Origin of the sequence: Mycolicibacter virginiensis (assembly GCF_022374935.2) — a bacterium.
Taxonomy (GTDB): Bacteria; Actinomycetota; Actinomycetes; order Mycobacteriales; family Mycobacteriaceae; genus Mycobacterium; species Mycobacterium virginiense.
The window spans coordinates 2,671,915-2,690,812 of the sequence record NZ_CP092430.2 but is presented as its reverse complement, the minus strand read 5'-3'; the positions used below and the strand labels follow the sequence as shown (position 1 = coordinate 2,690,812).

19 protein-coding genes are annotated in these 18,898 nt (G+C 69.3%); 13 read left to right on the top strand and 6 right to left on the bottom strand.

The window, feature by feature from the left end:
- Positions 1–16: 16 nt before the first annotated feature.
- A complete protein-coding gene (locus tag MJO54_RS12865) occupies positions 17–415 on the bottom strand; it encodes a VOC family protein (protein ID WP_240175010.1) in 399 nt (132 codons plus the stop codon).
- Between the two features lie 4 nt (positions 416–419).
- Complete coding sequence (locus MJO54_RS12860; protein ID WP_046285313.1) at positions 420–1,346, bottom strand: alpha/beta hydrolase; 927 nt, start codon at positions 1,344–1,346, stop codon at positions 420–422.
- Here MJO54_RS12860 and MJO54_RS12855 point away from each other — a divergent pair.
- The gene (locus tag MJO54_RS12855; protein WP_240175009.1) at positions 1,327–2,067 is read left to right on the top strand and encodes a lysoplasmalogenase; all 741 of its coding nucleotides are present in this window, start codon (positions 1,327–1,329) and stop codon (positions 2,065–2,067) included. The genes MJO54_RS12860 and MJO54_RS12855 overlap by 20 nt on opposite strands.
- A gap of 23 nt (positions 2,068–2,090) precedes the next feature.
- Here the strand turns inward: MJO54_RS12855 and MJO54_RS12850 are convergent, their stop codons facing one another.
- A complete protein-coding gene (locus MJO54_RS12850; RefSeq protein WP_240175008.1) occupies positions 2,091–3,449 on the bottom strand; it encodes an alpha/beta hydrolase in 1,359 nt (452 codons plus the stop codon).
- A gap of 167 nt (positions 3,450–3,616) precedes the next feature.
- On the opposite strand from MJO54_RS12850, the gene MJO54_RS12845 reads away from it, so the two are divergent.
- Complete coding sequence (locus tag MJO54_RS12845) at positions 3,617–5,560, top strand: primosomal protein N' (RefSeq protein ID WP_240175982.1); 1,944 nt, start codon at positions 3,617–3,619, stop codon at positions 5,558–5,560.
- A gap of 19 nt (positions 5,561–5,579) precedes the next feature.
- Here MJO54_RS12845 and MJO54_RS12840 read toward each other — a convergent pair whose 3' ends face one another.
- A complete protein-coding gene (locus MJO54_RS12840; RefSeq protein ID WP_064889853.1) occupies positions 5,580–6,449 on the bottom strand; it encodes a DUF732 domain-containing protein in 870 nt (289 codons plus the stop codon).
- A gap of 530 nt (positions 6,450–6,979) precedes the next feature.
- Between MJO54_RS12840 and MJO54_RS12835 the strand changes: the two genes are divergently transcribed.
- From MJO54_RS12835 to ribD, 6 genes are all read left to right on the top strand, one after another.
- The gene (locus MJO54_RS12835) at positions 6,980–7,864 is read left to right on the top strand and encodes a universal stress protein (RefSeq protein ID WP_105295180.1); all 885 of its coding nucleotides are present in this window, start codon (positions 6,980–6,982) and stop codon (positions 7,862–7,864) included.
- Between the two features lie 67 nt (positions 7,865–7,931).
- The gene (locus tag MJO54_RS12830) at positions 7,932–9,437 is read left to right on the top strand and encodes a bifunctional aminoglycoside phosphotransferase/ATP-binding protein (RefSeq protein ID WP_105295179.1); all 1,506 of its coding nucleotides are present in this window, start codon (positions 7,932–7,934) and stop codon (positions 9,435–9,437) included.
- 9 nt (positions 9,438–9,446) lie between these two features.
- Positions 9,447–10,379, top strand: a complete 933-nt coding sequence (gene fmt, locus MJO54_RS12825; protein WP_046285317.1) for a methionyl-tRNA formyltransferase — start codon at positions 9,447–9,449, stop codon at positions 10,377–10,379.
- Complete coding sequence (locus MJO54_RS12820) at positions 10,376–11,782, top strand: RsmB/NOP family class I SAM-dependent RNA methyltransferase (protein WP_046285318.1); 1,407 nt, start codon at positions 10,376–10,378, stop codon at positions 11,780–11,782. The genes fmt and MJO54_RS12820 overlap by 4 nt, the downstream gene beginning before the upstream one ends.
- Positions 11,783–11,786: 4 nt before the next feature.
- Positions 11,787–12,464, top strand: coding sequence for a ribulose-phosphate 3-epimerase (gene rpe, locus MJO54_RS12815; RefSeq protein WP_192830614.1), 678 nt, complete (start codon positions 11,787–11,789; stop codon positions 12,462–12,464).
- Entirely contained in the window at positions 12,461–13,492 is a 1,032-nt protein-coding gene (ribD, locus tag MJO54_RS12810) for a bifunctional diaminohydroxyphosphoribosylaminopyrimidine deaminase/5-amino-6-(5-phosphoribosylamino)uracil reductase RibD (RefSeq protein WP_046285319.1), read from the top strand. The genes rpe and ribD overlap by 4 nt, the downstream gene beginning before the upstream one ends.
- 13 nt (positions 13,493–13,505) lie before the next feature.
- Here ribD and MJO54_RS12805 read toward each other — a convergent pair whose 3' ends face one another.
- Positions 13,506–15,044, bottom strand: a complete 1,539-nt coding sequence (locus MJO54_RS12805) for an MFS transporter (protein ID WP_046285320.1) — start codon at positions 15,042–15,044, stop codon at positions 13,506–13,508.
- Complete coding sequence (locus MJO54_RS12800; protein WP_046285321.1) at positions 15,044–15,742, bottom strand: LppX_LprAFG lipoprotein; 699 nt, start codon at positions 15,740–15,742, stop codon at positions 15,044–15,046. Before MJO54_RS12800 ends, MJO54_RS12805 begins: the two co-directional genes overlap by 1 nt.
- A 78-nt stretch (positions 15,743–15,820) precedes the next feature.
- Between MJO54_RS12800 and MJO54_RS12795 the strand changes: the two genes are divergently transcribed.
- From MJO54_RS12795 to MJO54_RS12775, 5 genes are all read left to right on the top strand, one after another.
- Positions 15,821–15,952 carry a hypothetical protein gene (locus MJO54_RS12795; RefSeq protein ID WP_256364668.1) on the top strand — a complete coding sequence of 44 codons (132 nt, stop codon included), beginning with the start codon at positions 15,821–15,823 and terminating at the stop codon, positions 15,950–15,952.
- Positions 15,952–16,560, top strand: a complete 609-nt coding sequence (locus tag MJO54_RS12790; RefSeq protein ID WP_064889810.1) for a riboflavin synthase — start codon at positions 15,952–15,954, stop codon at positions 16,558–16,560. The genes MJO54_RS12795 and MJO54_RS12790 overlap by 1 nt, the downstream gene beginning before the upstream one ends.
- Before the next feature lie 96 nt (positions 16,561–16,656).
- A complete protein-coding gene (locus MJO54_RS12785) occupies positions 16,657–17,934 on the top strand; it encodes a bifunctional 3,4-dihydroxy-2-butanone-4-phosphate synthase/GTP cyclohydrolase II (RefSeq protein WP_046287040.1) in 1,278 nt (425 codons plus the stop codon).
- Positions 17,935–18,417, top strand: coding sequence for a 6,7-dimethyl-8-ribityllumazine synthase (gene ribH / locus MJO54_RS12780; RefSeq protein ID WP_046287041.1), 483 nt, complete (start codon positions 17,935–17,937; stop codon positions 18,415–18,417).
- A gap of 47 nt (positions 18,418–18,464) precedes the next feature.
- Positions 18,465–18,893, top strand: a complete 429-nt coding sequence (locus MJO54_RS12775; RefSeq protein ID WP_046287042.1) for a PH domain-containing protein — start codon at positions 18,465–18,467, stop codon at positions 18,891–18,893.
- The last annotated feature ends 5 nt before the right edge of the window (positions 18,894–18,898 follow it).

Here is an 18,898-nt window from a genome sequence, read left to right as displayed (position 1 = left end):
GGGGACCGGGGTGGTGTTAGGGCAAATCCTGGGCTCCCCGCGGCGGTCCCAGCCGCCATGGCGGATTCCGGCGAGCCTCGCCGGCGTGATACAGGCACAACCGGTGGCCGTCGGGATCGTGCAGCCGAGCCTCTCGCCACAGCCACGGCATGTCGGTCGGTGGTTGGGTGAACTCAATCGAACCGCGCAAGCGCTGGTACTGGTCGTCGAGGTCGTCGGCTTCGAAATAGATGGTCACCTGCTCGCCGGCCACGACCTCGCCGACGCGTTCCACGGAGAAGGTGCTGTCCCCGTCGGGGCACTCGAATCGCAGGTAGTCGTCCGTTTTGACGATCAGCCGCAGTCCCAGCAGCCGGTAGAACCGCTCGGCACGGTCCAGGTCGGTGCTGCCGACGGTGACCTGATTCAGCCGCATCGCATCACGCCAGGGCAGCCCGCAAAGCGGCCAGACCACGGTCGGCGGCGTCGGTGGCCACCGGGATCACTCCGGCGTAGCCCAGATAACCGTGCACCAGCGTCTCGGCGTTGTGCACCTGCACCGGAACCCCGGCAGCGGCCAGCAACTCGCCATAACGGATGCCGTCGTCGCGCAGCGGATCGTGGCCGGCGACCGCGATGTAGGCCGGTGGCAGGCCGGCCAGATTCTCGGCGCGCGCCGGGGCCAGCATCGCCGGCGGGCTGGTCAGATCCAGGTCCCCGGCATAGGCGCGCGTCAATGCGGCGATCGCGGCACTGTCGATGATCGGCGCATTGGCGTTCTCGGTGAACGACGGCAGGCTGCCGTCGTAGGTGGTGGCCGGGTACCAGAGCAACTGGAAGGCGATCGCCGGGGCGCCGGCGTCGCGGGCCAGCTGTGTCACCACCGCGGCCAAGTTGCCGCCGGCTGAGTCCCCGGCGACCGCCAGCCTCGACGGGTCTACGCCCAACTCGGCGGCGTGGGCCGCCACCCACTCGGTGGCCGCCATCGCGTCCTCGACGGCGGCCGGGAACAGGTTCTCCGGGGCCAGCCGATAGTCGACCGAGACCACCACTGCGCCGGCGTCGACGGCATGCATGCGCGCCGTGCCGTCGTGCGTGTCGAGGTCGCCGGCGACGAAGCCGCCACCGTGAAAGAACACCACCACCGGAGCGGCGCCCGATTCGGTGCCCGCCGGCCGGTAGATGCGGATCGGCAGGTCGCCACCGGGTCCGGCGATCACCCGGTCCTCGCTGGGCACCTCCGGGTACACCGGTCGATGGGGCAGGTCGCGCATGGCGCGACGCGCCGCCTCCGCGCCGTCGTCCAGTGTCAGTCGGAACGGGATGGCTTCCAGTACCTTCAGCACTATGGGGTCGATTGCTGGCATAAAAACACCGTACGCAACCAGACGAGTTTTCACCGGCTGGGCAGCGGCGGGATGGCTCGGAGTGGCTTACGGCATCTTCCTGACGGTGGTGGCGTTGCGCTCGACGCCGGGAGAGGCGCTGACCGGACAGTGGATCGGGCAGCCGGCCTTCAAGGCGGCGATGGCGGTGCTGTTGGCGTTCGCTGCGGCTGCCCACCCGATCCTGCGGGAGGCGCGCTGGCTGATCCCCGCCCTGATCTTCTCGGCGACCGGCGACTGGTTACTGGCGATTCCGTGGTGGGAACCGTCCTTCGTTGCGGGTCTGGCCGCGTTCCTGGTGGCGCACCTGTGCTTTTTGGGCGCGTTGCTGCCGCTGGCGGTGGTGTCGCGCGGCCGGCTGGTCGGGGCCGGCGTGGTCGCGGCGAGCTGCCTGGTGCTGTTGGCATGGTTCTGGCCCGGAATGGCCCGCGAAGGTATGACGCTGCCCGTGACGGTGTACGTCGCGGTGCTCGGCGCCATGGTGTGCGCCGCGCTTCTGGCGAAGCTGCCCACACCCTGGACCGCGGTCGGTGCGGTGTGCTTTGCGGTATCGGACGCGATGATCGGAGCCAGCCAGTTCGTCTTGGGCAATGAGCTACTGGCGGCGCCGATTTGGTGGGCCTACGCGGCAGCACAGCTGCTGATCACGGCCGGATTCTTCTTCGGCCGGTCCACCGGCACCGAAGAAGCGGCTGCGGGCTGAGGTTCGTCGCCGGGCCAGATCGGTCAATGCCGGTGATTCCCGGTCCCGGGGCGCAGTCGTTCCGGATCGAACGCGGGCAGTCGACGGCGGTGCAGTGCGGTCATGTGGTGGGTCGCCAACGCATCGCCGTGACCCGAGGCGATGTCGCCGATGCTGAAAAGCGATTCGCCGCCGGGAGCGAAGTAGGAGCTGTGGCTGCTCATCGGCAACGTCACGGCGCGGTTCTCGGCTTTGAACCGAGTGGATCCGTAGCCATCTGCGGCCGGATCGGCGCCGAGCCCGACCGTCGCCGACGTTGTCGGCAGGGGCAGTTGCGGCTGGCCGCCGAAACCGGTGATCGGATCCGACGAGGCCGCCCCCACATACACATGTCCTCCCGCGGGCAGGTGAAAGTCGTTGGCGCTGTGGGCCAGGTCGGTTCCCGGTGAGCCCACCAGCACTACGTCGTCGGCGCCCAATCCCGCCGAGGCCGCGGCGTCGGCCACGGTTGTCGAACCATAGGAGTGTCCGATCACGGTGACGTGCGAGGCGCCCACGTGCGACGCCGCCAGGGCGCGGACGTCGGCGGCCAGCAGTCGACCCCCCGCCCGGGCGGCGGCCGGCTGCGTCACCGCGGGATCGAACAGGCTGTCCGGCGCGCGATAGCCCATCCACACGACGACCGAATTGCTGCGATCCGGATCGGAGCGGACCACCTCGCGATAGACATTGCGCCCCTGCGGGTGCGCCAGGTAGCCATCGCGGACGCTGCTGTGTGCGCCGGGCACCAGCACGGTGATGTTGTCAGCGCTGTCCGGATCGCCGATCGCGATTGCGGCCCGCCCGCGCCCGCCGAACGCTGCCGGTTCATAGGTGAGCAGCAGCACCGGGGCCGTGCCGTCACCGGAGTTGGCGGCGAGCCCGTCGCGGACGCGTAGCGCATTTTCGTAGCGCACGATGTCGGCGGCACTGAGTGCCGACGTCGCGTTGACCACCCGGCGGATGTCGGCGGCCAGCGCCTGCCTGTTGATCCGGTCGCGCAGCCGGGCCGGCACACCGTAACCGGCACCCACCGCCCGTAACCGCGCCGTCTGGCGTCGGTCGTCGGCGACCGCGTCGCCGAGCACCCGCCATATCTCTCGAGTCTTGGCAGCCAGGAACCGCTGGAACTGGCGGACGCCGGCCGGGGTGTCCCACACCGCTGCCCACGGATCGTCCAGCGCGTCACGGATCTCGCCGTGGATGGCATCGAGGTGGCGGCGCGCGGCGCGGGCGTGATCGGCCGCGGCGTTCACTGCGGCGGCCAGCGCGTGATCGGTCAGTTGCGCAGTCTGCATTCGCGTGGCGAGGTCTGCTTCACGGACCCGCGCCGTGGCCGCGTGGGCCCCGCGCTGTTCGGGCATACCGCAGCAACGTAATTCAGTGCAGCTGGCATCGGTTCCGACGATCCACAGCCCGCGCCCCTTGTGATCCGCCGTCGGCTGCGGTCGGCGGAGTCTGCTAGACCTGCGTGGTGAGTGTCGACACCGAGCCCGACGACCCCGGCGAGCCCATCGCTCGGGTACTGCCGATGCTCTCGGTGCCGCACCTGGACCGTGAGTTCGACTATCTGGTCACGCCGGAGCAGGCCGAGGACGCCCTTCCCGGGGCGCGCGTGCGGGTGCGCTTTCATGGCCGGCTGGTGGACGCCTTCGTCTGGGAGCGCCGCGTCGACACCGACCATGTCGGCCGGCTGGGCCGGCTGGAGCGGGTGGTCTCGGCCGAACCGGTGCTCACCGAGGAGGTCCGCCGGCTGGTGGAAGCGGTGGCCGCACGCTACGCCGGGAGCCGGGCCGACGTGCTGCGGCTGGCCGTGCCGCCGCGGCACGCCCGGGTGGAACGTGAAGCGATGACGCCAACCGAGCCCCCCGTCATCGCCCCGGTAGATCCCGCCGGTTGGCAGCGGTATGTGGCGGGCGGATCGTTCCTGGCCGCGCTGGGCGAAGGCCGGGCCGCTCGCGCGGTATGGCAGGTGCTACCCGGCGACTCGTGGACCGACCGGTTCGTCGACGCTGCCGCCCAGACGATTCGCGCCGGCCGAACCGCCCTGGCAATCGTGCCCGATCAGCGCGACGTCGATGCGCTGTGTGGTGCCGCGACGGCCCGAATCGACGCGTCGGTAGTGGTAGCGCTGTCCGCGGGGCTGGGTCCGGCCACCCGTTACCGCCGCTGGCTGTCGGTACTGCGCGGCGGGGCACGCCTGGTGATCGGCACGCGAAGCGCGGTGTTCGCCCCACTGGCCGATCTGGGCCTGGTGATGGTCTGGGATGACGGCGACGACTCGCTGTCCGAGCCACGGGCGCCCTACCCGCATGCCCGCGACGTGGCGATGCTGCGGGCCCACCTGGCGGGCTGCGCGGCCCTGATCGGCGGGCACGCCCGCACCGCCGAAGCGCACGCCCTGGTGGGCACCGGGTGGGCGCACGACGTGGTGGCCCCGCGGGCGGTGTTGCGGGCGGCCGTGCCGCGGGTGGTCGCACTCGACGACACCGGCTATGCCGAGGAGCGCGACGCGGCGGCGCGCAGTGCTCGCTTGCCCACCGTCGCCCTGCAGAGCGCGCGCAGCGCACTCGCGGCTGGCGCGCCGGTACTGGTGCAGGTGCCTCGGCGGGGTTATGTGCCGTCGCTGGCCTGCGGGCGCTGTCGCGCGATTGCCCGCTGTCGGCACTGCACCGGCCCGTTGTCGCTGTCGGAGCGCGGTAGTGCCGCATTGTGCCGCTGGTGCGGCAGGGTTGATCCGGCGCTGCGCTGTGCGCGCTGCGGGTCGGATGCCGTGCGGGCGGTGGTCATCGGCGCCCGGCGCACCGCCGAAGAACTTGGCCGCGCCTTCCCGGGCACCCCGGTCGTCACCTCCGCCGGTGACACCATCGTCGACCGCATCGAGGACGGTGCAGCCCTGGTGATCGCCACTCCCGGCGCCGAACCCCGCGCCCCGCACGGCTACGGGGCAGCGTTGCTGCTCGACAGTTGGGCGCTGCTGGGCCGCCAGGATCTGCGTGCCGCCGAGGACACGCTGCGGCGCTGGATGGGAGCGGCGGCGCTGGTGCGTGACCATGCGTCCGGCGGGCTGGTGACGGTGGTCGCCGAATCGTCGATCCCGACGGTGCAGGCCCTGATCCGGTGGGACCCGGTCGGCCACGCCGAGGCCGAGCTGGCCACCCGAGCCGAGGTGGGGCTGCCGCCCGCGGTGCACATGGCTGCGCTCGACGGAGATCCGGACTCGGTGACGACGTTGCTGGAGCAGGCGCGGCTGCCCGACGGCGCCGACCTGCTGGGGCCGGTGCCGCTGCCGCCGGGAGTGCGGCGTCCCGCCGGTGTCCCCGACGAGCTGAATGTCATCCGGATGCTGGTTCGGGTGGGCCGCGATCACGGCTTACCGTTGGCGTCGGCGTTGCGCCACGGCATCGGGGTGCTCAGTGCACGTGGGTCGACCCACCCGGTGCGGGTGCAGATCGATCCGCTGCACATCGGTTAGCCAATCGGCCGGCCCCGCCTCACCACGGCACGAGTTGGATCATGCCGGGTGGCCTGGGCGGTGCCGGTGGGGGCTCTGCGGGCGCGCCGTTGTCGGCGCCCCCACCGCCGGCGCCACCGCTGCCACTGCCGCCGTTGCCTGGGCCGCTGCCGTCGGTGGCACTGCCGGACTGCGGACCGCCCGGGGCCGGCAGGTCTTGCGGTGGCGGGGGCGGCTGCTCCGGTGGCGGGGGCGGCAGCTGCTCTGGTGGTGCTTGGGGCGCCGGCGGTGGAAGTTGTTGTGGGGGCGGCGGCTGTTGCCGGGGCGGTGGTTTCGTGACGGCGCCGGGGGACCGGGGGATCTTGGCCTTGGGTGCCGGCGGCGGCGGAATCTTCGGCGGTTTCGGCTGCGACGCGTCGCCGGTGGCTATGGTGTCGACCGGTGAGCCGAGCACCGCACCAGGAAGGTCGGTGCGGGGACGGTGATTGGCTACCACGAAAACCCGGGCGAGCCCGGTGGTGCGCCACGTGCGGCCGGCCGCCAGCGATGCAATCTTGTTCTGATCGCCTGGGCAGTAAACCTCGACCGCTGCCGCGATGAATCGGCTCATGGTGGCCGACAGTCGATCCGACTGCTCGCGTAAGTCGGGGTTCATGCCGTAGGCATCGTTGTTCAATCCGTCGAGTACGGTGCGCGCCGGTATACCGTCATCGAGTTTGCGGCACACGGTATGGCCGGCGGCGACAACGGTCGAGATGTTCTCCATGGCGGGAATCTGTTTCTCTTGGAGCACCGCCAGAAATTGATCGTCTTGATTCGGGTCTGCCGCTGCCGCACCGTACGGCAGCGTGGCGGCGGCGATCGCGGCAGCGGCGGCCATTGTGACGCCGTGGTACGTCAGGGTGAACATGGCGCGGTCCTCCATTCTTTGTCCGGACCGCGCCCGTCGTCGGCCGTTGGTGGGGGAGGCCGCCACCGTTGTCTGTATTGACAATTGACCCGACGAGATGAAAACGGGCGGGGCGGTGGATGTTGTCTCCGCCGAAGTTGTTCGTGGCTACTGCGCGTGGATCCCGGTCCGCACCAGAGAGCTGCATGGCAACCCGCAGGAATACGCAGCGGCGAAAGCCAAACGGCTGCAGTACTCGCGAGAACCTGCGCTTCGCTACGTGTGCTTGCTGCGATGGAACATATGGTGCGCCTCCGTTTGATGTTCGGTGGCTGTCGACTCGGCAGCTGCCCTAATAGATCGTATACCGATATTTCATGATCGGAATCGGTTTTGTCGCAAGAGTTTGCAGGCGGGCATCTCACGAGATAGGCCGGTGGATGTGCGATTGAGGTCCAATGACCCCTGCCGAATCGTCCCGGGGCGCAGTAATTTCAAAGGTAAGTCGGCTAGCCGGCTGGCGGGCCGGTCAACATGGTTGGAGGGCTGCGATGTCACAAGTGAGAACGGCACCCGGAGTTGTGGTGGGTGTAGACGGATCGCCTGAATCCGACGCGGCAGTGGCTTGGGCGACGCATGAGGCGATCATGCGCCAGTTGCCGATCACGCTGCTGCATGTGGTGACGCCCTTGGAGACCGGCTGGCCCCCCGGGCCAGTAGCTGAAGGGATGCCCAGTTGGCAGGCCGACGAGGCGACCAAGATCCTGGCGCGGGCCCGCAACGTGGTCGACGCCAGCCGGGGCGACGCCGCGTCGCCGGAGGTGCACACCGTGATGGCCTACTCCCAGGTGGTTTCGACGCTGATCGGTATCACCAAGGACTGCTGGCTGACTGTCGTCGGCTCAACGGGATTGGGTGCGATCGGCCGCCTGTTGCTGGGCTCGGTGAGCACCAGCCTGATTCACCACGCGCAGGGCCCGGTCGCGGTCATTCGCACCGATCGGGCCTGCTCGACAGATGCGCCCGTAGTGGTGGGCATCGACGGTTCGCCCGCGTCGGAGCGAGCTACGGCGGTGGCTTTTGAAGAGGCCTCGTTCCGCGGGGTGCCGCTAGTGGCTTTGCACGCCTGGAGTGACGTCGGGGTCATGCCGATCCTCAACGTTGACCGACATGAGTACGAGGTCCAGGGCCACGAGATCCTCGCCGAACGCCTCGCCGGCTATCAGGAGCAATATCCGGATGTCGCCGTCGAGCGCCGGGTCGTCTGCGACCACCCGGCCCGCTGGTTGATCAAGGCGGCCGAGCAGGCTCAGCTGGTGGTGGTCGGCAGTCGCGGCCGTGGCGGATTCGCCAGTCAGCTCTTGGGGTCGGTCAGCTCCGCGGTGGTTCAGGCCGCGGGGATTCCGGTGATCGTGGTCCGGCCTGCCTCGAAATGACCGTCGGCCGCGCGGGGCGGTGGGGTGACCGCCCCGCACCCGGCCGCGATGGTTAACACTGGATTCCATGGAGTTCGCGACACACGGCGACGCGGGTGCGCCGAAAGCGGCGCCCTACGTCGCGGCCCATGAAACGCACTCCGGCGTGGTGGTCTTGGCCGGCGATCGGGCCTACAAGGCCAAAAAGCCGGTGCAGACCGACTTCCTGGATTTCCGCACGGTCGAGCAGCGCGAAGAGGCGTGCGCGCGGGAAGTCCGACTCAACAGCCGTATTGCCCCCGACAGTTATTTCGGGGTGGCCCATCTCAGCGGGGCATCCACCGGAGCACCTGAACCGATCATCGTGATGCGCCGCTATCACGACGACCAGCGGTTGGCTTCGATGGTCTCCAGCGGTGCTGCCGTCGAAAACGTGCTCGACAGCATCGCCCGGGTGCTGGCCGACTTCCACGACCGGGCTGAGCGCGGCCCGCGAATCAGCCTGCAGGGCAAGCCCGAGGCGATCTACCAACGGTGGTTCGACAACTTCCCCACACTGCACCGCCACGCCGACACCGTGGTGCCCGCCGAGTTGGTGCGGCACGTTGAGGACCTTGCCGGCGCATACCTTGCCGGCCGGGCGGGCCTGTTCGCTCAGCGGATCGACGAGGGCTGCATCGTCGACGGCCACGCCGACCTGCTCGCCGACGACATCTTCTGGACGGACAACCAGCCGGTGCTGCTCGACTGCCTGGAGTTCAGTGACGACTTGCGTTTCCTCGACCGGATCGACGACGCCGCCTTCCTCGCGATGGACTTGGAATTCCTCGGCCGCAAGGATCTCGGCGACCACTTCCTGAACCGCTACACCGCCTATTCGGGCGACGCTGCGCCGTCGTCGCTGCGGGATTTCTATATGGCCTACCGTGCCGCGGTGCGGGCCAAAGTCGACTGCGTGCAGCTGACCCAGGGCAAGTCCGGCGCCGACGCCGCCGCGGCGCGCCACCTGGAGATCGCCGTGAGCCACCTCGAGCACGGCGCCATTCGGCTGGTGCTCGTCGGCGGCGGTCCCGGAACCGGTAAGTCGACGCTGGCCCGAACGCTCGCCGAACGGGTCGGGGCGGTGGTGGTGTCCACCGATGACGTGCGCAAAGAACTACACGAGTCCGGGCAGCTAAGTGGCGAGGCCGGTTCCCTCGGCACCGGTTTGTACGCACCGGCCAATGTCGCTGCCGTTTACCAGGCGATCCTGCATCGGGCGGGCCGGCATCTGGCCGGCGGTCAGTCGGTGATCCTCGACGGCACCTGGCGCGATGCGCAGGTCCGCGCCGAAGCCCGCCGCCTGGCGGCCGACAAACACGCGGCGACCACCGAGATCCAGTGCGTGGTACCCGGCGATGTCGCCGCCGACCGAATCAGAAACAGAGCCCCGGGCAACTCCGATGCCACACCGCAGATCGCCGCGGCGCTGACCGCTCAGGACTTTGACTGGGACACCGCGCATCGCGTCGACACGGCCCAACCGCTCGATGATTGCGTGCGAGAGGCTCAGGAGCTGTGGCGCGCCGCAATCCAGCGGCCGCGACTTCCCTAAACTGTCCCGGTGCGCATTGTCTTCGCCGGCACCCCGGACACCGCGTTGCCGTCGTTGCAACGGCTGATCGATTCGCCGCGCCACGACGTGGTGGCGGTATTGACCCGACCCGACGCGGCATCCGGCCGGCGGGGGACCCCGCAGCCGTCTCCGGTGGCCCGCCTGGCCCTCGACCACGGCATCCCGGTGCTGCGGCCGGCCCAGCCCAACGCACCTGAGTCCGTCGCCGAGCTGGCCGAACTGGCACCGGAGTGCTGCCCGGTGGTCGCCTACGGGGCACTGCTGCGCGACGCGTTGCTGGCGGTGCCGAAGCACGGCTGGGTGAACCTGCACTTCTCCCTGCTGCCGGCCTGGCGGGGCGCGGCCCCGGTGCAGGCGGCGATCGCCGCCGGCGACGAGGTGACGGGGGCGACGACCTTTCGCATCGAGCCGGAACTGGACTCCGGGCCGGTCTACGGGGTCGTGACCGAGACCATCCGGTCCGATGACACCGCGGGTGAACTGCTGGGGAGGCTGGCACTTTCGGGCGCCGAACTGCTGGCGGCCACTCTCGACGGCATCGATGAGGGAGCGCTGCACGCGGTGCCGCAGCCGAGCGAGGGGGTCAGCTATGCGTCGAAGATCAGCGTCGATGACGCACGGGTGCGTTGGGAGCTGCCGGCCGCGGTGATCGAGCGCCGGATCCGTGCCGTCACCCCGAACCCGGGCTCCTGGACCATGATCGGCGACCAACGAGTCAGGGTCGGTCCTGTCGGCCTCGCCGACGATGGCCCAGCAGGACTGTCACCCGGCGACATTCATGTCGACCGGCGGCATGTGTGGGTCGGTACCGGATCGGTGCCGGTGCGGTTGGGCCAGATCCAGCCGCCCGGAAAGAAACTCATGAATGCCGCCGACTGGGCGCGCGGCGCCCGGCTCGACGCGGGTGTGCGGGCATCATGACCGGACCGCAACGCGGCCAGCGCCGTCCGCAGCGTCCCCACGACGGCCCGCGCAAATCCCGCCGGAAACCGCTGGACCCGGCTCGCCGTGCCGCATTCGATGTGCTGCAGGCGGTCTCGCAGCGCGATGCCTACGCCAACCTGGCGCTGCCGGCACTGCTGGCCGAACGCGGAATCACCGGCCGTGACGCTGCTTTCGCCACGGAACTGACCTACGGCACCTGCCGGGTGCGTGGCTTGCTTGACGCCATCATCGGGGCGGCGGCGCAGCGAGCACCCGAGACGATCAACCCGGTGCTGCTGGATCTGCTGCGGCTGGGCAGCTATCAACTGCTTCGGACCCGAGTCGAGCCGCATGCCGCGGTTTCGACCACCGTCGATCAGGCGGCCATCGAATTCGACTCCGCACGTGGGGGTTTCGTCAACGGCGTGCTGCGCACCATCAGCACCCGCGACGAGCAGTCCTGGACAGCGGAACTGGCACCGAATGCCGACAGCGATCCGATCGGCCACGCCGCCTTCGTCCGCACCCACCCGCGCTGGATCGCGCAGGCGTTCGCCGACGCGCTGGGGGCCGCGGCCGGTGAACTCGATGCGGTGCTGGCCGGTGACGACGAACGGCCCCGCGTGCATCTGGCGGCCCGGCCGGGCGCCTTGACCGCGGCCGAATTGGCCGCCGCGGTGGACGGCGAAGTCGGTCGGTATTCGCCCTACGCCGTTTATCTGCCGGGCGGCGACCCCGGCAAGCTCGATGCCGTGCGCGCCGGTCAGGCCCTGGTCCAAGACGAGGGCAGCCAGCTGGTGGCCCGCGCCCTGACATTGGCTCCGGTCGACGGTGACACCGGCCGGTGGCTGGACCTATGCGCCGGGCCGGGCGGCAAGACCGCGCTGCTGGCTGCCCTTGGCGCGCAGACCGGGGCGCGGGTGACCGCCGTTGAACAGGCCCCGCACCGGGCCGCGCTGGTCGCCGAGAACACCCGCGGCCTGGGCGTGGAGGTGCTGACTGCCGACGGTCGCGAGTCGGGTCTGGAACCCGGCTTCGACCGGGTGCTGGTCGACGCGCCCTGCACCGGGTTGGGAGCCCTGCGGCGTAGGCCCGAAGCCCGGTGGCGCCGGCTGCCTGCCGACATCCCGGTACTGGCGAAACTGCAGCGTGAATTGCTGGCCGCGGCGATCGGGCTGACCCGGCCGGGGGGAGTGGTGCTGTACGCGACATGCTCGCCGCACCTGGCCGAAACGGTCGGTGTGGTGGCCGACGCACTACGCCGGCATCCGGTGCGTGCGTTGGACACCCGGGAACTGTTCGCGCCGGTCGACGCGCTCGGCGACGGACCGCACGTGCAGCTGTGGCCGCACCGGCACGGGACCGACGCCATGTTCGCTGCGGCGCTACAAGTAATCTGAGCGCATGTCACGAGCCATGATCGCGCCGTCGATCCTGTCGGCCGATTTCGCCCGCCTCGCCGATGAGGTCGCCGCTGTCAAGGGTGCGGACTGGCTGCACGTCGATGTGATGGACGCCCATTTCGTCCCGAACCTGACCCTGGGCTTGCCGGTGGTGCAGAGTCTGTTGGCGGCCACCGACATCCCGATGGACTGCCATCTGATGATCGAGGACCCGGGACGCTGGGCGCCGCCCTACGCCGAGGCCGGCGCATACAACGTCACATTCCACGCCGAGGCCACCGACAACCCGGTCGCCGTTGCCCGCGACATCCGCGCCGCGGGCGCTAAAGCCGGACTCAGCATCAAGCCCGGCACGCCATTGGAGCCCTACCTGGAGATCCTGCGGGACTTCGACACCCTGCTGGTGATGTCGGTGGAGCCCGGTTTCGGCGGGCAGTCCTTCATCCCCGAGGTGCTGAGCAAGGTGCGCGCCGTGCGCAAGCTGGTGGATTCCGGGGAGTTGAACATCCTGGTGGAGATCGACGGCGGCATCAACGCCGACACCGTCGAACAGGCCGCGGAAGCCGGCGTCGACTGCTTTGTCGCCGGCTCGGCCGTCTACAGCGCCGCTGACCCGGGCGCCGCCGTTGAATCACTGCGACGTCAGGCTCTGGCGGCGTCACCGCACCTGCGCGCATGAGCACCGAAGGCGACGGCGGGCATGCCGTCGGCCATGACGCCGCGATGCTGCTGGCGATCGAACAGGCGCAGCGGGTCAAGGGCAATACCTACCCCAATCCACCCGTGGGCGCGGTCATTCTGGATCGCGACGGCCGGGTGGTCGGCGTCGGGGGAACCCGTCCGGCCGGCGAGGCGCACGCCGAAGTGGTGGCGTTGCGCCGGGCCGGTGAGCTGAGCGTCGGCGGTACGGCGGTCGTCACGCTCGAGCCCTGCAATCACCACGGCAGAACCCCGCCGTGCGTGGACGCGCTGCTGGCCGCCGGGGTGGCGCAGGTGGTCTACGCCGTCGACGACCCCAACCCGGATGCGGGGGGCGGGGCGGCGCGGCTGGCCGACGCGGGCGTTCAGGTTATTTCTGGGGTGCAGGCCGCGGCCGTGAGCACGGGGCCGTTGCGGGAGTGGCTGCACAAGCAACGCACCGGCCGCCCGCACGTCACCTGGAAATACGCCACCAGCATTGACGGTCGCAGCGCGGCCGCCGACGGTTCCAGCCAGTGGATCACCAGCGAGGCAGCCCGGGCTGATCTGCACCGCCGTCGGGCGGCAGCCGACGCCATCGTGGTCGGCACCGGCACCGTGCTCGTCGACGACCCCACATTGACCGCCCGGCTGCCCGACGGCACCCTGGCCGAACGTCAACCACTGCGGGTGGTGGTGGGCCAGCGTGAGATCTCCGCGGACGCGCACGTGCTCAATGACGACTCACGCACCATGGTGATCCGCACCCACGACCCGGCCGAGGTACTGCGGGCCCTCGCCGACCGCACCGATGTGCTGCTCGAGGGCGGCCCCACGTTGGCCGGGGCATTCCTGCGAGCGGGAGCGATCGACCGCATCCTGGCCTACGTGGCACCGATCCTGCTGGGCGGGCCGGTCACCGCCGTCGACGACGTCGGCGTGCCCAACATTGCCCGGGCATTGCGCTGGCGGTTCGACACCCTGGAGCAGATCGGCCCCGACCTGCTGCTATCGCTGGTCCCGCACTAGCGCCTGGCACCGCTCACCGTGAGATGGCGGCCTCCGGCTCGGGCACTTCCGGATCTTCGGCGTGTACGTCGTTGCTGCCGATGAACAATCCGAGCACCGCGCCCACCACACAGATGATGGCGGTGATCGCGAAGATCTCGCCGTACATCATGGCGAAGGCCAGCTTGGAGTTGGCCGCAGTTCCGGCCATCTTCTCGGCCAAGCTGCCGCCGGGCATCTTGGGCAGGCCGGCCAGGATCTGGTTGAACCGGTAAAGGCCCCACGCCGACAGGGCGGCCATGCCGATCAGCATCCCCGTCATTCGGGCCACCACCACACCCGCCGCGGCGATACCGTGCTCCCTCGGCGGCACCACGCGCATCACCGCTGAGGTCAGCGGGCCGATCACCAGGCCCAAGCCGAAACCGGCCAGCACCTGGTCGGTGTGTGCCGCCGGAAGGCTGAGGCCCAGGACATCGTGGTGGTAGGCCATCAGGTCGACCGGCCACTTCGAGATCAGCCAGTAGCCCCCGGCGGCGATGAGCAGCCCGACGAACGTGACCAGTCGGTCACCGACCGCGGTGGCTATCGCCCCGCCCACCACGGCACCGACGGGCAGTGCGGCCAGGAACCACAGCAGCAGCATCGCCGCCTCGTTCTGGGTCTTGCCGAGCACGCCCTGGCCGAACAGTTCGACGTCAACCAGGGTGACCATGAGCGCGGCGCCGGCGCAGAGCGAGGAACCCAACGCGGCCAGAAACGGACCAATCCGGGCGCCGGCCGGGTCGAGCAGCTTCGTCGGCGATTTGATCTCCCAGACCACGAACGCCACCAGCGCGATCGCCGCAACCAACAGGTACGCCGTACCGTGGTCGGGCAGCGCCTGCTTGGCGCTGGGGTCGGGGTTGTACAGGCCGATCGTCAGCAGACCCAGGATCACCGCCAGCAGCAGACCGCCGACCACATCGACACGCTCTCGGGGGCCGTCCGTGGACTGCGGGGGCAGACTGAAGTGGATCAACACCATGGCCAGCACGGTCAGCGGCACGTTGATCCAGAACACGTCTCGCCAGCTGGTCAGCGCCCAGACGATGAAGATGCCGTACAGCGGACCCAGCACACTGCCCAGTTCCTGGGCGCCGGCGATCCAGCCCAACACCGCCGACCGGCGGCGTTGCGCCCACAGGTCGGCACCGAGAGCGAACGTCACCGGCAACAGCGCCCCGGCCGCGACGCCCTGGATGGTGCGGCCGACCACCAGCATCGACAGGTCGGTCGACAGTGCCGTCACCACCGATCCGATGGCGAAGGTGGCCAGGCTGACTTGCAGCAACAGCTTGCGGCCGAACCGGTCAGAAGCCCGGCCCAGCAGCGGCATCGCTGCGATGTAGCCGAGCAGGTAACAGGTGATGATCGGCGTCAGCTGCTGGATCTTGTTGATCGGGATGCCCACACCCGCCGGCTGCGGAGCCATGATGTCGCGCATGATCGTGACCACGACATAGGTGTCGAGTGCCCCGAGCAGAACGGCGAGGCTACCCGCGCTGATTGCCAGCGTGCGGTTGACCCGCATTACGCTCCCGCCGGCTTCTCAATCGTGACGGCAGCATTCCAGTTCGACAGGGTCATCTGGATGGCGTTGCCCGCGCTGGGGTTGAGCTGGGCCTGAACCAGCTGGTGGTCACCGTCCTCCTGGATCCAGACCGTGGCCGGCGTCGGGGCGGTGGCCTTGAGCTGCGGCGCCAGAGAGTTCACGGCGTCGGCGGGCGCGTTGCCGGTGACCCGGACGGCCTTCTGGCCATTGATGGTGTCGCGGCCGGCGGCCTTCGCGTCCGTCAGGTTGGACAGCATGTTGGCCAAGCCCTTCTCCGGGCTCAGAATCGCGGCAACGTCGTAGATCTTGTCGGCGGAGCCGTAGTTGTCGTAGTCATCACCGGTGATCGCCGCGTAGAGGTCGCCATCGATCACGACGAACTTGGCGTCGACATCCGAGCCCAGCATCATGATGGTCGCGCTGCCCTTGGCTGCGGTGGTCGGCTGGGTGGTCAGGTCACCCTCAAGGGTCTTGACCGGCAGGTTCTTGATCTGGCCGGTCACCGAGAGTGCCAGGTGGGCGCTCTTGAGGTTGGCGGTGGTGGTGGCCGATTCCTTGACCAGCGTCGTCGCGTCCGGCAACGGTCCGCCGGCATCCTTGGAAGAACAGCCCGCGAACAGCGCGGCGGCGGTGGTCGCGGTGGCCAGGGCGATGAGAAGTCTGCGCATGGGGGACATCGTATAGAGGCCGCCGGGTCGAGGTAGGGCAGCAGGGACATTGTTCGACGGCGCCGACCCGTCCCCCGCAAGCGGGAGGTGCCCCCAGCGCCCGACTTCGTCGCGCTGGCGATCGTCTTGGCACTGTGGCGCCGACCCGTCCCCCGCAAGCGGGAGGTGCCCCCAGCGCCCGACTTCGTCGCACTGGCGATCGTCGCTAGCCTGTTGTGATGTTCACCGGAATCGTCGAGGAGCTGGGCGAGTTGGTCGGCCGCGAGGACCTCGCCGACGCTGCGCGCCTGGTCATCCAGGGCCCCACTGTCACCTCCGACGCGCGCCACGGCGACTCGATCGCCGTCAACGGCGTGTGCCTGACCGTCGTCGATGTGCAGCCTGGCGGCCGGTTCAGCGCCGACGTGATGCGCGAGACGCTGGAGCGGTCCAGCCTGGGATCGTTGCAGGTCGGAAGCCCGGTGAACCTGGAACGTGCGGCCGCTCTGAACAGCAGGCTGGGCGGCCACATCGTGCAGGGCCACGTCGACGGCACCGGGCGGGTGCTGTCCCGCACCCCCGGACAGCACTGGGAAGTGGTGCGGATCGGGCTGCCGGCGTCGCTGGCACGCTACGTGGTGGAGAAGGGCTCGATCACCGTGGACGGAACCTCGCTGACGGTCTCCGGACTAGGTGCTGATCCCGACGACTTCTTTGAAGTCTCGCTGATTCCGACCACCCTGGAACTGACCACCCTGGGCCGGGCGCCGGTCGGCACGGTGGTCAATCTCGAGGTGGACGTGATCGCCAAGTACGTCGAGAGACTGGTGACAAAGCCCACGGAATGAGTCCACGGGGCAAACCCTGGGTCTGGGGTGGTTCATACTGGATGGGCGGGTTGCGCCGACGGGGCGCTTTCCGACGGCGAAACCAAGGTGGCACAGATGACGAAGTTGGACACCGTCGAGCGGGCGGTTGCCGACATTGCGGCCGGCAAGGCCGTCGTCGTCATCGACGACGAAGACCGCGAGAATGAAGGCGATCTGATCTTCGCCGCCGAGAAGGCCACCCCCGAACTGGTGGCGTTCATGGTGCGCTACACCTCCGGATATCTGTGTGTGCCCCTGGACGGCGCCATCTGCGACCGGCTGGGCCTGCTGCCGATGTATGCGGTGAACCAGGACAAGCATGGCACTGCCTACACCGTCACCGTCGACGCGAAAAACAATGTCGGAACCGGGATTTCGGCGTCTGACCGGGCCACCACAATGCGTCTGCTCGCAGACCCGGGCAGTGTCGCCGACGACTTCACCCGCCCCGGTCACGTGGTGCCGCTGCGCGCCAAGGACGGCGGGGTACTGCGGCGGCCGGGCCACACCGAGGCCGCGGTCGACCTGGCCCGGATGGCCGGCCTGCAGCCCGCCGGCGCGATCTGCGAGATCGTCAGCCAAAAGGACGAGGGCGCGATGGCCCAGACCGAAGAGCTGCGAGTCTTCGCCGACGAGCACGGCCTGGCCCTGATCTCCATCGCCGACATGATCGAGTGGCGTCGCAAGCACGAAAAGCACATCGAACGGGTCGCTGAAGCCCGCATCCCGACCCGCCACGGCGAGTTCCGGGCGGTCGGCTACACCAGCATCTACGAGGACGTCGAGCATGTCGCGCTGGTCCGCGGCGAGATCGCCGGGCCGAACAACGACGGCGATGATGTGCTCGTTCGCGTGCACTCGGAGTGCCTGACCGGCGATGTTTTCGGCTCCCGGCGCTGTGACTGTGGCCCGCAACTGGATGCGGCGCTGGCGATGGTCGCGCAGGAGGGCCGCGGGGTGGTGCTCTACATGCGTGGCCACGAGGGCCGAGGCATCGGGCTGCTGCACAAACTGCAGGCCTACCAGCTGCAGGACGCCGGCGACGACACCGTCGACGCCAACCTCAAACTGGGCTTGCCGGCCGACGCCCGTGACTACGGAATCGGGGCCCAGATCCTCTCGGACCTCGGTGTTCGTTCGATGCGGTTGCTCACCAACAACCCAGCCAAGCGCGTCGGGCTGGACGGCTACGGCCTGCACATCATCGAGCGGGTGCCACTGCCGGTGCGGGCCAACTCGGAGAACATCCGCTACCTGCTGACCAAGCGTGACCGGATGGGCCATGAACTGACCGGCCTGGAGGACTTCGACGACTCCGCGCAGTTGCCGGACGAGTTCGGCGGGGCGCTGTAGATGAGTCCAGCCGCAGGAGTGCCGGACATGCCGGCGCTCGACGCCTCTGACGTGCGTCTGGCGATCGTGGCCAGTACCTGGCACACCCGTATCTGTGATGCCCTGCTGGCCGGGGCCCGCAAAGTTGCCGCCGACGCAGGTATTGCTGAGCCGACCGTGGTGCGGGTGCTCGGGGCCATCGAGATCCCGGTGGTGGCGCAGGAAGTTGCTCGTAACCATGACGCCGTCGTCGCGCTGGGGGTCGTGATCCGCGGTGCCACACCGCATTTCGACTATGTCTGTGATGCAGTGACTCAGGGTCTGACCCGGGTCTCGCTGGACGCGGCGACCCCGGTGGCCAACGGCGTGCTCACCGTCAATGACGAGGCGCAGGCGCTGGACCGTGCTGGACTGCCCGATTCGACCGAGGACAAGGGTGCTCAGGCAGCTGCCGCGGCACTCAGTACGGCGCTGACCCTGCGCGAGCTTCGCGCCGCACTGTGACGTCCCCGGCCGGATCCCCGCGCTGGGATCTTCAGGTACGTCCGCGCATGATGCGCCTTGGCGTATGGATCGTTGCGATCCTGATTGTGAGCATCCACGTCGTGGTGAGCGTGTTGCTGACCATCCGTTCCAGCGGCGTGATCTTTCGTACCTATGACCGGGTGGCAGTCGTCGTGCTGGGCCTGATCGTCGCCGGCGCGCTGCTGCTGTTGACGCGGGCCCGTGTGCGGGCGGGCGAGTCCGGGGTATCGGTCCGCAATGCGCTTTCAGACCGGTTGATTCCCTGGTCCCAGGTAGTCGGCGTGACCTTCCCGCCGGGCAAGCGCTGGGCCCGGCTGGAGTTGCCCGACGACGAATACATTCCGCTGGTAGCCATCCAATCCGCCGATAAAGAGCACGCAGTCGAGGCGATGCGGGAGCTGCGGGCCCTGGTCGCGCGCTACCGGCCCGCCGCACCGCCTTCCGGCCGGGCCTGATGGAG